We start from the raw sequence: 13093 nt of genomic DNA, 5'->3' as shown, positions 1-13093 counted from the left end.
TATGAGCCAGTATGTCCAAGGAGCCGTCGCCTGCCGTCTCCAGCCGTGGGGAGCTGGTCGCCATCGTCACGCTGCTCATCGTCCCAGTGGCTGTGGTCCCCGCGCTCAGTGGCGGTGAGCCCACGGTGGTGAGTCTGTGGGGCCTCGTCAACGCCGGGGCTGCAGGCTCGGCGGGCGGCATCGGGCTCTATCCCATCTGGACGTACTTCCTCGATCAACCTCGAGCGTTCGGAGCGCTTCCGTCGTCGATCCGCGTCTGGCCGCTCGGCGGGTTCTTCCACCTCCTCGCAGCCGTGAGCGCGGCTGGTGGTGTAACTCTCGGACACGAAGACCGGCGGGTGACCGGCGGACTGCTGTTGTTCGCGGCGCTTGCTACGCTGTGGGTCGGCCTCGGTCTTGCCGGTCGGTTCGGCGTCGGGACCGGTGCGGGTATTCTCACTGTCGTGCCTGTCGCACCAATCGTGACCCTGGGCGTCACCACCCGATACCGGGATGCGATTCGCTCTGTGTTTCGGTCTCGGTGACAGTGACGGCCTCAACGGGTCGACTAGCCGCACGTGACCCGATGGTCCGTGGCCTAGTCACGCTGTCCGGGTACGGCGCGCGAGTCCGGCGACGACGAGCAGTGCTAGGGCTGCCACACCAACGCCGAACCCAGGGATGGATCCGCTCGTCTCGCCGGCTCCAGCGTCGGCGGTGTCGCCGCCGGTTTCGTCGGCCGCGTCGACGTCGAATCCTTCGACGACGACGGTCTCAGAGGTCAGCTCGTCGGTCGTCGCGACGATCAATTGCTCGCCAGTGGTCTCGATCGGGACCGCCAGCTCACCGTCCGCGTTCGTCTCACCCACGGTCGTCTCGTCGAGCTCGACGGTGGCCCCCGCGACTGGCTCATTATAGGCATTCTCGACGGTCGCACGTGTTGTCTCACCGACGACCACTCGTTCGTTCGCAAGCGTAAGCGAGAGCGCTGGGGTGCGCGAGATGATCACGTTGGTTTCGACGGCCGACTCGTCGACCGAGACCGACTCCGGCTCCGTATCGTAGCCCTCGGCGTCGACGACGAGCCGATACTCGTCGTTTACCGGGACGTTCAGCGAGGCGATACCGTCTGTCACGCTCGCTTCGGCACCGTAGGCGCCTGACTCGGCGCGGACGGTCCCTACAGACGTCCGTGCCGGTGGGTCGAAGTGGTCGTCGAACACCGCAACGTCAAGCGTCACCCGCCCGCGTTCGATTTCGATGGTCTCGGTCGGTTCGTTTGCGACTGTCTCGACGGTGGTCGTCTCCCGGTACCCGGGTTTCACGGCGACGATGTCGTAGACCCCGTGCTCGATGCGCTCGGTGAAGAAGTCGCCGTCGTCGTCTGTGGTACCGCTGTCGACCATTCCGTCGTTGTCGCGGAGTCGAACCGTCGCGTCCGAGAGCGGGTTGCCGTCGGCGTCGATAACGGTGACTGTGGCCGTCGTGCTCTGTGCGACGCCGAGTTCGACCGTCGACTCGCTCGCGTCCTCGACCGAGAGCGGTCGGTTCCTGACGTACGTGTCGTCGTCGACGGTGAGTTCAACGTCTGCACCGGCCTCGACGTCGAGGAACACCTTCCCGTTGCTCACCGTCGTGGCGGTAGCCGTCTCGGTCTCGTCGTTGACCTCCCACGTGGCCTCGACGGCGATGCCACCGACCGGGTCGCCGTCGTCGTCAACGACCTCGACGGTGAGTGTCGTTTGGCCGGCCGCGACGCTGCCGGGTGCGAATACGAGCACTATCACGAGTGTGCCGAAGAGCGCCGCGTGGTGAGCGTCCATACGATGAGGTGTGGGGACGGCTGGCATATACTTATCCCAGCAGATGGAGGGACGTATATATATATATATTTGACATGTTGTTGCTAGAACGGATGCTGAGTGGCGCTGAATCAGGGTGGAACCGTGGTATGTGCTGAATCCGGCGTCTAAACAGGTCTCGTGGGTGCAGTACGGTGTGCTGGTGGTATGCGTGGCGGCGTTGTCGCTGTGTAGAGAGGGGTTCGACACATATAGCGTGTGTGTCGTGTTTTGTCTTCTATGAGTTTGTGACACTGTTCTCAGCGGATCGCTCCGGTAAGCGTCAGTTGCTGTGAAACGACGGCAACTTTCTGATACGCAGATGCTACTTGGCCACACCCTCCCCAACTGATTCAGTACGAGAGTAGGGCTGTGAGAAACGTGACCAACACGACCCCGCAACACACGGGCCCACTTGGGCCACACCCTCCCCAACCGATTCGCGAGTCGCCTGTGGCGACTCGCTCATCCCTCGCACGCGCTCGCGAGCCCGCCTTCGGCGGCCCGCGAGGCGCGCGCCACTGCGGAAGGACGGGACATCGATATTGCTGATCCGTCGCTTGCACAGCCACTGGGGGGTGGCCTGTCGTATACTAGTGGTGATAGGCCGTAGCTGTGTGATGTGTGTAGTTCATCGTGAGTGTAGTTCCTCGTGCGTGTGGTTCGTCGTGAGTATCGCAGGTTGACGCGCGCCTTCGGACGTTTTAAGCCCGCGACTCTCGCTTTGAGGAACAATGAGCGACGACGATCAGGAACTCGGAATCACCGAGTCCAAATCGCACAACACCGGGGAGTGGTACGCCGAGGTCGTACAGAAGGCCGGACTCGCCGACTACGGTCCCGAGGGTATGAGCGGATTCATCGTCACCCGCCCGCGAGCGTACGCGGTCTGGGAGCGACTTCAAGGATTTCTCGACGCAAAGTTCAAATCGACGGGCGTACAGAACGCCTACTTTCCGCTGTTTATCCCTGAGTCGTATCTCGAGCGCGAGAAGGACATCGTTGAGGGATTCGACCCCGAAGTGGCGTGGGTGACGGAAGCCGGAACCGCCGCACTCGACGAACGCCTCGCGGTGCGACCGACCTCTGAGTCGATAATCACGCCCTACATCTCACAGTGGGTCCGGAGCCACCGTGACCTCCCGCTGCGAGTGAATCAGTGGTGTTCGGTCGTTCGGTGGGAAGCGACGGAGACGAAGCCGTTCTTCCGGACGAAAGAGTTCCTCTGGCAGGAGGGCCACACCGCACACGCATCCGCCGAAGACGCCTGGAGCGAGACGCTGACGCGGCTCGATCAGTACGAGTCGGTGTACGAAGACTGCCTCGCGATACCCGTGCTCCGCGGCCAGAAACCCGACCACGACACGTTCCCGGGCGCGAAGACGACGACGACGGTAGAAGCGCTCATGCCCGACGGCAAGTCGGTCCAAGGCGCGACCTCACACCACCTCGGCCAGTCGTTCGCGGAGGCGTTCGACATCACCTACGCGGACACAAACGAGGTCAAACAGACCGCGCACACGACGTCGTGGGGACTCTCTTGGCGAGCGCTCGGTGCGCTGATCATGACCCACGCCGACGAGCAGGGGCTCGTCTTGCCGCCGACGGTGGCACCGACGCAGGTCGTCGTCGTCCCCATCTGGCAGGAGGACACGAAATCTGACGTCCTCTCGTACGCCGAGGCCGTCACCGCGGACCTCGAGGCGGCTGGCATCCGTGTCGACCTCGACGACCGTGACGAGCGTAATCCCGGGTTCAAGTTCAACGAACACGAGCTCAACGGGATTCCGCTCCGGATCGAGATCGGTCCAAACGAGGTCACAGACGAGGAACTCACCGTCGTCCACCGACCAGACGGCGAGCGCACAGTCGAAGCCCGTGCCGAGGTCGACACCGCGGTGGAGTCACATCTCGAAGAGGTGTACGCAAAGCTCTACGCGGCCGCCGAATCGACACTCGATGGGGCCGTCCGCGAGGCCGACGACCGCGCCGACATACTCGGCACTCTCGGACAACACGGCGGGTACGTGAAGACGCCGTGGTGTGGCGACGAGGCGTGTGAAGAGCCAATCAAAGAGCCGATGGCCGCCGAGATCGTCATGGTGCCGTTCAAGTCCGACGACCCGCTCGTGACCGACGACCACGACGAGACATGTGCGATGTGTGATGCCCCCGCAGAGCGGACCGCGTACTTCGCGAAGTCGTACTGAGGTTACGTGCGAGCGTCCCAGCACATCGAGCAGTGCGAAACGTGTTCTCCGGTTGCTTGAGCGCGAGGGCGGACGAATGAAACAGGGACAGGTTGCAGCGGAGCTCGACTGGACGGCGGCAAAGACCAGTAAGTCGTCACGGGGCTCCGAGACGACGGCAGACTAGATGGGTTCAGGCTCGGTCGGGAGAGCGTGCTCTCACTCCCCGAGGAAGAAGGCGACGAGCCAGAGCCGTGATCGTCACGAGAGCTGTGCTCGTGAGATTCACCGCGCTCTCACAGGTCTCGAGACCGACTGAGGTTCAACAGCTCACCGCCACACTCACACCGCCCTGCCGACTCGACTCGAGTACCACAATCTAAACATTCGTACACTGTTCGTTCGTCTGTTACACACGTTGGGCGCATACGTCAGACGTATGTTTTCTAAAGACATAACGACAGCCGTTATATTGTTAATATCGATTAGTCAGCGTCAGGGGCGACGGTACACATTCGATCACTGCTCACCGAGAGGAGTCGCTGTGACGTGTTCGTCGTGTCCGTGCCTCGTCTCGTGGTACGACAGACTCGTGATGGATACGACCGGCGGCGGTGATATATCATCGCCATAAGGACAATCGACAATGGCAATATGAGCAGTGGACAAACCACGCTCACGCAACACCCGGACGTTACGGAGCTACACTCTCCCCAGCCGATTCTGTACGTCTATGGTAGTGGTTGTGTGAGCAGAATGATTGCGCGACACACGGACGCTCCTTTCAGCCACACCATCCCCAGCCGATTCGATACGAGTGTGTCGATTGCTATGATACTGCGACGACTCCGCGGCACCCGGACGCCCCTTTCACCCACACCCTCCCCAGCCGATTCGATACGAGTGTGTCGATTGCTATGATACTGCGACGACTCCGCGGCACCCGGACACAACTTTCAGCCACACCCTCCCCAACCGATTCACTCGTCGCCCACGGGCGACTCGCTCATCCCTCGCACGCGCTCGCAGGCACGCCTTCGGCGACCTGCGAGGCGCGCGCCACGATGAGAAACCGGGATGCTGTCAGTAGGAGTGTCGTGAGTCGCCGTATTGGGCGGTAGTGTTCTCAACGCGACTGGTGACGGTAGTACCGCGCAAGGTCGATCAAGAACTTGCATGCGACGGCGAGGACAATGAGCGGACCACTGGCAGCGGCCTCAATGCTGACCGCCCTGCCGTCTGCGAACTCGTACGCAACCAACAATACAAACAATCCAACGCCCGCGAGCAGAAATCCCTGCCAGAAGATACCTTTGACTGCACTATACGCCGAGGTGTCGCGGTAGCCGCCACCGATAAAGTAATCGACCACCGTCTGACCGCCTTCACTTACGAAGACGACGCCAGCACCGGTGAGAACCCATGCCGGGGTGTCGGTTGCGTTCGTCGCCGCGACGACCGGGCCGGCAACGACCGCACCGTAGCCGAGCCACAATACTGCGAGCATCGGAACGATCACCACGAGCGCCGGGATTGTCCCGAGGTAGACCCCGACATCGGTCCGTGGAATCCGGATCCGCCGCGCCCGCCACGAGCGCTCCGACGAGGATGGATCATCGCTCTCGTCCCACCGTGGCAGCCACGCACGGATGACCCGCAGCGTTGTCCACTGGCGACTGCTAAACGCTGAGCGGCCGTTCTCGTTCTCAGGGCGCTTACCGGCAAACACCGCCCGCACTGTCGCCCACATCGACACCACACCGAGTTCGAGCCAGTAGAACGCCAGCAATGCGGCTGCTGACATGTCGAACGCGAGTAATCCGACAGTCGGTATCCCGTTTGCGATGAGAATCGAGAGCACCATAGCGTCTGACAGCGACCACCGTGTATCGGTCACCAGTGGCATGGCTGTCCTCCGGACGTGTCAGGTGTACAGATCATTCGCCGGGTGTGTGGCACACACCGCGCCAAGTGCGGTTGAAAGCTTCGGTCGCGTGCCTGTGCTGTCGGCTAGCGCGGGAGCGAGGGTGCATCGGCCGAGTGACGAACGAAGTGAGGAACGAGCACGATGGGATTCGAACCCACGACCGTCGGATTAGAAGTCCGACGCTCTATCCTGGCTGAGCTACGTGCCCTCACCACTCGTTCCGGGTGGACCGGTAAAAACGCTCGTGGTTTATGCCGAGGCCACCGTGCAACAGCAGGCCTAAGTCTTCGACGCCAGTAGCACTTGGCGATGAAAGTCATCGGCACGGTGGGACTGCCAGGAAGCGGCAAAGGCGAGGCGGCCGCCGTCGCCGAGGCGGCTGGCGTCCCGATCGTCGTGATGGGTGACGTGATCCGCGAGGAGTGCCGAGAGCGCGACCTCGATCCGGCTGAACATCACGGCCGAATCGCCGGCGTGCTACGCGAGGAGGAGGGCGCGGACGCAATTGCCGCCCGGACGCTGCCGCAAATCCGGGAGGCAGCCCGCGAGAGTGATCGTGACGTCGTAGTCGTTGACGGCCTCCGCTCGATGGTCGAGCTTGAGCGGTTCCGCGAGGCATTTGGCGAGTCGTTCACGCTTCTCGCGGTTCGCGCCCCGTTCGAGCTGCGGGCCGAGCGACTCGGCAACCGCGGTCGCGACAGCTCCGATGCCGACCTCGCAGGGCTCCGCGAGCGCGATGCCCGTGAGATCGATCTCGGCCTCGATGAGACGATGGCACGAGCCGACGTCGTGATCGACAACACCGGTTCGCTCGCGTCGTTCCGCGACCAGGTCCGTGCGGTCCTCAGCACCGACGCGCCGAAAGCCGGGGCCGACCGCACAGAGCCGGCCGGTGGGGGGCAGTCGTGATCTACAGTGTCGACGTTCGGATCGAGACGCCGGTCAACGACACGGAGGTGACAGACAGGGTCGCCGATGCGGTACAAAACGTCTTTCCAGACGCCGAACCCGTCCACGAGGACAGCCGGATGGGAGCAACGACACACACACTCGACGCCTTCGCCGACGTGCTCTACGAGCAAGAAATTCTGGATACCGCCCGCCGCGTGTTCACGCAGAACGCGACCGAATCGGGGTTCTCGTTCGATCTAAAAAAGCAGGCGGCGTTCGAAGGCGTCGTCAACTTTGCCGTCGGCGAGCCGGATGCACTCGGCGACATACACGTCGACGTGCAGGTCCGCGAGCCAGACGTCGACGCGTTTATTGACTACGTCGCGCCCGCGACCGACGATGGCCAGCCGATCGATCCCGTTCGAACGTACGGCGAACGACCTGATCCCGCCGCGGGTGAGCGCTGAATACCTTCTCTCAGTAGGAGGTGTGCTTCCCTCCGGCAGGTTGAAACGCGTCGACTCGTAACCGTCGGTATGAGTATCGAAGTTGCCCCGTTAGAAGAGCGCGGACGAGAACTCGGCGAACAGATCGCTCAAACGGCCGAGTACGAGCGATTTGAGGAGGCGCGAGAGGCGGTTCAGCGCGACACGGCCGTCCAGGCGAAGATCGACGAGTTCGAGCAGCTCCGCGCCGATTTCATGCAGGCCCGCCAGACTGGTGATGCGACCCAGTCGGACCTTCACCGCGTCCAGAACGCTCAAGAGGAGCTCCACTCGATGCCCGTCATGCGTGAGTTCCTTGACGCACAAGACACGCTTACTGAGACGCTTGAGGCGGTCAACGAGGCTATCTCTGAGCCGCTTGCCGTCGACTTCGGTGGTGAAGCCGGCGGCTGCTGTCAGGATTAAACCGAGATCTGCTGTGTGGCCTGCTCGCAGCGGCACACAACCCGACAACTTATCTACGGGAACGACACAGACGGCTTGTGATAGCTGTCACCGGTGGTAAAGGGGGAAGCGGCAAGACGACCACGACGGTCGGGCTCACCCGTGCACTCGCGAGACGCGGCGCATCAGTCGTCGCCGCCGACGCTGACTGGGACCTCCCGAACCTCGCAGCTGTGGCAAGCGAGACCGCTGAGTCGCTCGCGGAGTCGAAACGGTATGCAGACCAACCCGCGAGGGACACCAATGGACTGACACAGCCGACAGCACCTCTCGATCCAGGAGAAACGAGCGTGCTTGACGCCGTTGCTGACGGGAAACGGGTTCCCGTTGAGCGTTCGACTCCGACGTATCTCGACGCACCCGGTCCGGGAGCCAACGCCGAACCGACACACATATTCGAGACGCTCGACACGCTTGTTTCCCCGTCGTCGCCGTTGTTCGTCGACTGCCCAGCCGGGGTGTCTCCTGATGCAGCGGCTCCGCTCCGCGCAGCGGACAGCTGTGTGTTGGTGACTCCGCTTCGAAGGGCTGCGCTGTACGACGCGGTAAAGACAGCGGCCTTCGCCCGTCGGTTGGACTGCCCGCCGGTGGGTGCCGTCGTGGTCCGAACCGAATCGCCGCCGAGTGCAGTCGAGTCACTGTTTGAGTGTCCTGTGCTCGGACACGTTCCCGAACGCCCGCCAACACCGCTGTCGAACCAGTCTGTGCAGTCAGCATACGACGTCATCGCCCGCAGATTATGTGTCACGTACGGTGACGAACAATGGCACGTCGCGTGAGAGAACACAGACGCGGAAGCTCACTCCGGCGTCGACAACAAGACACCACCGTGTCCGAGCCGTCGGTTCAACCGGGTCGACGGTCACCGATTGCAGATGACCGACGATCCACAGGACTTCCGGCACTCGATCGTGAATTCGGCGGCGGCGTTCCAGCCGGGAGCGTGGTGGCACTGACAGCCGACCCAGCGAGCCAGTCGGAACTGCTCGTACGTGCACTTGCCGCCGTTCACGAGACGCGGTACCTGACGACCGTCAGACCTGCTGACTCGGTCGCCCGTTGGCTTGAGGAACCGACGACCGATGGAGCAACACCGACCCAGATCCTCGATATGACGGAGCAAGACGACCCCCCTGCGAGCGTCCGTCGGGAGATTCGGTCGATCCCGAGCGGCGGAGCGGTAGTGATCGACTCGGTTGGCCCGTTGGAAGCGGCGGCCCGACCACGATACCGGTCGCTGCTGTGCTCACTCGACACCGCAGTCTCTAAAGCCGATGGACTTGGGCTGATCCACGCGCTCACGACCGACGAGCCGCGGTCCAAGTGTCGCTTGCTCACAGAGCAGGTTGCCGACGTCGTCATTCGACTTGAGACGACAGTCACGGACGCGACCGTGGAGAACCGGCTTGCCGTACCGAAAGCGCGGGGGATCGGCGCGCTTGACGCTCCGATTAAACTCACACTCACTGACCGAATCGTCGTGGATACGAGCCGCGATATCGCGTGAACTCCGCATTGACGGTCTCGAGCCGCTGCTCAGGTCATATCGCGGCCAGTAAGAACGCGACGCCACCGACAATGCCGGTGAGAACCGCCCAGTTCCGTGCCGTGTCGAGGTCGCCGTACGGTCCACCTTTGCGTGAGAACCGATACGCAGCGTACACCCCGAGTGGTGCGATCGATTCGACGGTTCCAACCGTGATGTTCGGAACGCCCTTCGAGACGAGCGCGAGCAGGACAGTCGCCCCTGCACCGGTCACAGCCACGAGGAGATCGTCACGAGCGCGTTCGAATTTCATAGCTGACGCGGGTCGGTGTCGTTGGTGTCTCGACGCGGCGTCTCAGCACCGATTTAGCCAGTCGTGATAGTCTGCGTCGGCGAAGTTACTCTTCGTCAAGCTCTGCGGCGATCTCATCGGCGTCGACGTCGATGTCTTCGAGTGCGTCTTCGATGTCGCCGGCACCACCCATCCCGCCCATCATTCCGCCGAGTCCGCCCATGCCGCCGCCCTCAATGACTTCCTCGACGACGACACGGTCGAGATCGAGACGGCCCATGAGGTCCTGCGCGATCTGTTGTTTCTGGAACATCCACTGCTGATTCATCTGCATCGCTTGGGTTGCAGTGACGTAGAGGACGTCTTTTTCAACCTCTTCGGTCTCGGTTGTCTCGTCGCCTTCGTCGTCTTCGAGCACCGTTTCTTCGGTCTCGGTGACGGTCTCGATTCGGACCGCGGGAGTTTCTTGCAGATAGACGCCAAGCATGCCCGCAGCCTGCTCTTCTCGGTCGTCGATGACTTCGAGCACCTCGTACTCGTACTCGAGGTCTTCACCGGCCAGGGGGTGGTTGAAATCCACACGGGCACGGCCGCCGATGATCGTCTCGAGGCGTCCCTGACGACCGTCGATCTGTATCTGTGCGCCGGGATACTTGTCGTCGTCGTCGATCTTGTCGGCCGTGACCGTCTCGACTTCTTCAGGATCGTACTCGCCGAAGGCATCGGCTGCAGGCACGTCGACGGTCCCGGTATCGCCCGGCTCTTCGCCCTCGAGTGCGGTTTCAACGGACGGGAAGACGTGTCCAGCACCAAGCGTGACGATCCGCGGCTCGAACTCGTACTCGTCGGTGTCGATAGCCGCCTCCGCTGCGGTCTCCTCGTCTGTGGTATCGATGACCTCGCCGTCGTCGGCTGTACGGATCGTGTACGCGAGTCGGACGAAGTCGCCGTCGCCGAGTCCGGTCGACTCCGGTTCTTCGTCGGTCGTCTCGACGCTGGCATCTTCGGCATCAGCAGCCGTCTCTGCCTGCTCCTGGTCGCTCATAGCCGAATATCACCCGTTGTACTCTTAAGGCGCACGGTTCGGTTCGAAGCCCTGCCGGTGGGCTTTTGCGGGCCCCACACGTGCAGACTCGCGTGTACGAAGTCGAGATCAAGATTCCAGCGTCCGTCGATGCCATCCGGGAGCGACTGGCCGACGCCGGCGCCGACCGACGCGGGCGTCGCCGACAGCGCGACGTGTATTACGACGCGCCACATCGAGTGTTCGCAGAGACGGACGAAGCACTCCGGATCCGACACGAGACAGATGACGAAGAGGAGTCGAACAACACGTCAACACGGCTCACGTACAAGGGGCCGCGCCTCGATGAGGCGTCGAAGACGCGTGTGGAACACGAAACCGCTGTTGCCGAGGCTACCGAACTGGCCGACGTTCTCGACTGCCTGGGGTTCGAGCCGGCTGCCACCGTCGAGAAGCGGCGCGAGTACTGGACACTCGAGGGGTTCACCATCACCCTCGACGCCGTCTCTGAGGTGGGGGAGTTCATCGAGATTGAGCGTGCTGTCGAGAAAGAAGACGCTATCGACGAGACTCGTGAGGCTGCCGTCGAGACACTCACGCGGCTCGGACTCAACGTCGACGATCAGGTTACCACGTCGTATCTCGGGTTGCTGTTGGATGACGACTAGTCGGGTCGGTCCGCCGCGTCGTCGGGCCGCTTCAACGAGAGGGCCGTTCGCGTGAACGAACAGACGAGTTCGTCCTCACCCTCGTCGGAGAGTTTGAACGCTTCGACACGCATCGTGACGATGCCGCGCTCTCCGTCACTCGTCTCACGCTTGTCGACGACGGTTGACTGCGCGCGGATCGTGTCGCCGTGAAAGACGGGAGCGGGATGTTCGATCTCACCGTATCCGAGGTTGGCGATGATGGTTCCATCGGTCGTCTCTGGGATCGAGAGTCCAACCGCGAGCGACAGGGTGTAGAGGCCGTTGACGAGCCGCTCACCGAACTGGGTCTCGTTGGCGAACGCCGCATCAAGGTGGAGCGGCTGTTGATTCATCGTCATATCGCAAAATTGCTGGTTGTCGGCTTCGCTCACCGTCCGACGGCGCCCATGCTCGATCGTCTCGCCGACGGTGAACTCGTCGTAGTAACGTCCCGTCACAGCTCACCGAACTCTCGGTCGGCACATATGCGTGTCGACCCGATTCGTGTCCACCCTTCCGGATGCGCCAGGATTAACTCAGGGGACAAAAACAGTTCTGTATGAGTGGGGAGACGAATCCGTACGAAAGCCTTCGAGAACAGATCGACGACGCGGCCGCACACCTCGACGTCGACGACGGGGTACTCGAGCGACTGAAGTCTCCGGAACGGGTGTTAGAGACGAATCTGACGTTCGAACGCGACGACGGCTCACTCGACACCGTTCGAGCGTATCGGTCACAATTCAATGGCGACCGCGGTCCGTACAAAGGCGGGATTCGGTACCACCCGAACGTCACACGCGACGAGGTGAAGGCGCTCTCCGGGTGGATGGTGTACAAGTGTGCAGTCGTCGACATTCCTTACGGCGGCGCCAAAGGTGGTATCGAGATCGACCCTGCCGACTACTCTGCGGCCGAGATCGAACGCGTGACGCGGGCGTTCGCGACCGAACTGCGGCCATTCATCGGACCCGACCGGGACGTTCCAGCACCGGATGTAAACACCGGTCAACGAGAGATGAACTGGATCAAAGACACCTACGAGACCCTCGAGAACACGACCGCCCCAGGTGTGATCACGGGGAAGGCTCCCGGCTCAGGTGGGAGTGCAGGCCGCGTCGAAGCGACCGGTCGGTCGACGATGCTCGCCGCCCGCGAGGCGTTTGCGTGGCTCGACCGCGACGTCGACGGGGCGACGGCCGCAGTCCAAGGGTACGGTAACGCGGGTGCCATCGCGGCACGGCTACTTGCGGATCTCGGGATGTCAGTCGTCGCCGTTTCCGACTCGAGCGGTGGCATCTACGATCCGGATGGGCTCGACACCAGAGCGGTCAAAGACCACAAGGCTGAGACGGGAAGTGTCGTTGGCTACGACGATGCGACCTCGATCACCAACGAAGCGCTGTTGACTACGGACGTCGACCTACTCGTGCCGGCGGCACTCGAGAACGCCATCGACGCGGAGCTCGCTGTCGAGGTCGAAGCCGACGTGATCGTAGAGGCCGCCAACGGTCCACTCACGCCGAGTGCTGACGACGTGCTCACCGATCGAGACGTCGTCGTCGTTCCCGACATTCTCGCTAACGCCGGCGGGGTGACGGTCTCGTACTTCGAGTGGGTACAGAATCGGCAGCGCTTCTCGTGGACCGAAGAACGCGTCGTCGAGACCCTCGAACGGATCATCACAGAGGCGTTCGACACGCTCGTCGAGACGTACGAGTCAGCGTCACTTCCCAATCTCCGGACGGCCGCGTACATCGTGGGACTCTCCCGAGTCATCAGAGCGTACGAAGCGGGCGGAAACTGGCCGTGAGCCCGCGGCAGG

At 62.5% G+C, this 13093-nt stretch carries 15 protein-coding genes, 1 tRNA gene and 1 pseudogene; 10 read left to right on the top strand and 7 right to left on the bottom strand.

Annotated features, from left to right (window positions below; all coding sequences use genetic code 11):
• The first annotated feature begins 11 nt into the window (after positions 1–11).
• Complete coding sequence (locus tag ACWUI7_RS09555) at positions 12–524, top strand: DUF8050 family protein (RefSeq protein ID WP_496641989.1); 513 nt, start codon at positions 12–14, stop codon at positions 522–524.
• Between the two features lie 57 nt (positions 525–581).
• Here the strand turns inward: ACWUI7_RS09555 and ACWUI7_RS09550 are convergent, their stop codons facing one another.
• A complete protein-coding gene (locus ACWUI7_RS09550) occupies positions 582–1802 on the bottom strand; it encodes a carboxypeptidase regulatory-like domain-containing protein (RefSeq protein WP_496641988.1) in 1221 nt (406 codons plus the stop codon).
• 752 nt (positions 1803–2554) lie between these two features.
• On the opposite strand from ACWUI7_RS09550, the gene proS reads away from it, so the two are divergent.
• Both proS and ACWUI7_RS09540 read left to right on the top strand, forming a co-directional pair.
• A complete protein-coding gene (gene proS / locus ACWUI7_RS09545; protein WP_496641987.1) occupies positions 2555–4030 on the top strand; it encodes a proline--tRNA ligase in 1476 nt (491 codons plus the stop codon).
• A gap of 28 nt (positions 4031–4058) precedes the next feature.
• Positions 4059–4267: pseudogene (locus ACWUI7_RS09540) on the top strand (helix-turn-helix transcriptional regulator); the annotation flags it as partial.
• Between the two features lie 38 nt (positions 4268–4305).
• On the opposite strand, the gene ACWUI7_RS09535 reads toward ACWUI7_RS09540, so the two are convergent.
• From ACWUI7_RS09535 to ACWUI7_RS09525, 3 genes are all read right to left on the bottom strand, one after another.
• A complete protein-coding gene (locus ACWUI7_RS09535) occupies positions 4306–4437 on the bottom strand; it encodes a rubrerythrin-like domain-containing protein (protein ID WP_496641986.1) in 132 nt (43 codons plus the stop codon).
• Between the two features lie 698 nt (positions 4438–5135).
• On the bottom strand, positions 5136–5915 hold the full coding sequence (locus ACWUI7_RS09530) for a DUF6498-containing protein (RefSeq protein ID WP_496641985.1): 780 nt from the start codon (positions 5913–5915) through the stop codon (positions 5136–5138).
• 154 nt (positions 5916–6069) lie between these two features.
• Positions 6070–6144: transfer RNA gene (locus ACWUI7_RS09525), tRNA-Arg, on the bottom strand.
• 101 nt (positions 6145–6245) lie between these two features.
• On the opposite strand from ACWUI7_RS09525, the gene ACWUI7_RS09520 reads away from it, so the two are divergent.
• The 5 genes from ACWUI7_RS09520 (at position 6246) to ACWUI7_RS09500 (ending at position 9284) form a co-directional block, all read left to right on the top strand.
• Positions 6246–6845 (top strand): AAA family ATPase, encoded by a 600-nt coding sequence (locus tag ACWUI7_RS09520; protein WP_496641984.1) that lies wholly within the window; start codon positions 6246–6248, stop codon positions 6843–6845.
• Entirely contained in the window at positions 6842–7294 is a 453-nt protein-coding gene (locus tag ACWUI7_RS09515) for an RNA-binding domain-containing protein (RefSeq protein WP_496641983.1), read from the top strand. The genes ACWUI7_RS09520 and ACWUI7_RS09515 overlap by 4 nt, the downstream gene beginning before the upstream one ends.
• Positions 7295–7363: 69 nt before the next feature.
• Positions 7364–7738, top strand: a complete 375-nt coding sequence (locus ACWUI7_RS09510; protein ID WP_496641982.1) for a YlbF/YmcA family competence regulator — start codon at positions 7364–7366, stop codon at positions 7736–7738.
• Between the two features lie 77 nt (positions 7739–7815).
• On the top strand, positions 7816–8556 hold the full coding sequence (locus ACWUI7_RS09505) for a nucleotide-binding protein (RefSeq protein WP_496641981.1): 741 nt from the start codon (positions 7816–7818) through the stop codon (positions 8554–8556).
• A gap of 50 nt (positions 8557–8606) precedes the next feature.
• Positions 8607–9284 (top strand): RAD55 family ATPase, encoded by a 678-nt coding sequence (locus tag ACWUI7_RS09500; RefSeq protein WP_496641980.1) that lies wholly within the window; start codon positions 8607–8609, stop codon positions 9282–9284.
• Between the two features lie 34 nt (positions 9285–9318).
• Here the strand turns inward: ACWUI7_RS09500 and ACWUI7_RS09495 are convergent, their stop codons facing one another.
• Positions 9319–9576 (bottom strand): DUF8049 family protein, encoded by a 258-nt coding sequence (locus ACWUI7_RS09495; RefSeq protein WP_496641979.1) that lies wholly within the window; start codon positions 9574–9576, stop codon positions 9319–9321.
• An 85-nt stretch (positions 9577–9661) separates the two neighbouring features.
• Complete coding sequence (locus tag ACWUI7_RS09490; RefSeq protein WP_496641978.1) at positions 9662–10600, bottom strand: FKBP-type peptidyl-prolyl cis-trans isomerase; 939 nt, start codon at positions 10598–10600, stop codon at positions 9662–9664.
• A 92-nt stretch (positions 10601–10692) separates the two neighbouring features.
• Between ACWUI7_RS09490 and cyaB the strand changes: the two genes are divergently transcribed.
• Complete coding sequence (cyaB, locus tag ACWUI7_RS09485) at positions 10693–11247, top strand: class IV adenylate cyclase (protein WP_496641977.1); 555 nt, start codon at positions 10693–10695, stop codon at positions 11245–11247.
• Here cyaB and ACWUI7_RS09480 read toward each other — a convergent pair.
• Complete coding sequence (locus ACWUI7_RS09480) at positions 11244–11726, bottom strand: MaoC family dehydratase (protein WP_496641976.1); 483 nt, start codon at positions 11724–11726, stop codon at positions 11244–11246. The genes cyaB and ACWUI7_RS09480 overlap by 4 nt on opposite strands.
• A 101-nt stretch (positions 11727–11827) precedes the next feature.
• Between ACWUI7_RS09480 and ACWUI7_RS09475 the strand changes: the two genes are divergently transcribed.
• Positions 11828–13081: a Glu/Leu/Phe/Val family dehydrogenase gene (locus ACWUI7_RS09475; RefSeq protein WP_496641975.1), complete on the top strand. Its 1254-nt coding sequence runs from the start codon at positions 11828–11830 to the stop codon at positions 13079–13081.
• The last annotated feature ends 12 nt before the right edge of the window (positions 13082–13093 follow it).

The sequence above is a fragment of the Halorubrum orientale genome, assembly GCF_059623105.1.
This window is presented reverse-complemented; position numbering and strand designations above follow the sequence as displayed.

Bases quoted from the DNA above. Each gene is read 5' to 3' on its own strand.
- ACWUI7_RS09555 (WP_496641989.1), top strand. From the start codon at position 12: ATGTCCAAGGAGCCGTCGCCTGCCGTCTCCAGCCGTGGGGAGCTGGTC.
- ACWUI7_RS09550 (WP_496641988.1), bottom strand. From the start codon at position 1,802: ATGGACGCTCACCACGCGGCGCTCTTCGGCACACTCGTGATAGTGCTC.
- proS (WP_496641987.1), top strand. From the start codon at position 2,555: ATGAGCGACGACGATCAGGAACTCGGAATCACCGAGTCCAAATCGCAC.
- ACWUI7_RS09535 (WP_496641986.1), bottom strand. From the start codon at position 4,437: ATGCGCCCAACGTGTGTAACAGACGAACGAACAGTGTACGAATGTTTA.
- ACWUI7_RS09530 (WP_496641985.1), bottom strand. From the start codon at position 5,915: ATGCCACTGGTGACCGATACACGGTGGTCGCTGTCAGACGCTATGGTG.
- ACWUI7_RS09520 (WP_496641984.1), top strand. From the start codon at position 6,246: ATGAAAGTCATCGGCACGGTGGGACTGCCAGGAAGCGGCAAAGGCGAG.
- ACWUI7_RS09510 (WP_496641982.1), top strand. From the start codon at position 7,364: ATGAGTATCGAAGTTGCCCCGTTAGAAGAGCGCGGACGAGAACTCGGC.
- ACWUI7_RS09495 (WP_496641979.1), bottom strand. From the start codon at position 9,576: ATGAAATTCGAACGCGCTCGTGACGATCTCCTCGTGGCTGTGACCGGT.
- ACWUI7_RS09490 (WP_496641978.1), bottom strand. From the start codon at position 10,600: ATGAGCGACCAGGAGCAGGCAGAGACGGCTGCTGATGCCGAAGATGCC.
- ACWUI7_RS09475 (WP_496641975.1), top strand. From the start codon at position 11,828: ATGAGTGGGGAGACGAATCCGTACGAAAGCCTTCGAGAACAGATCGAC.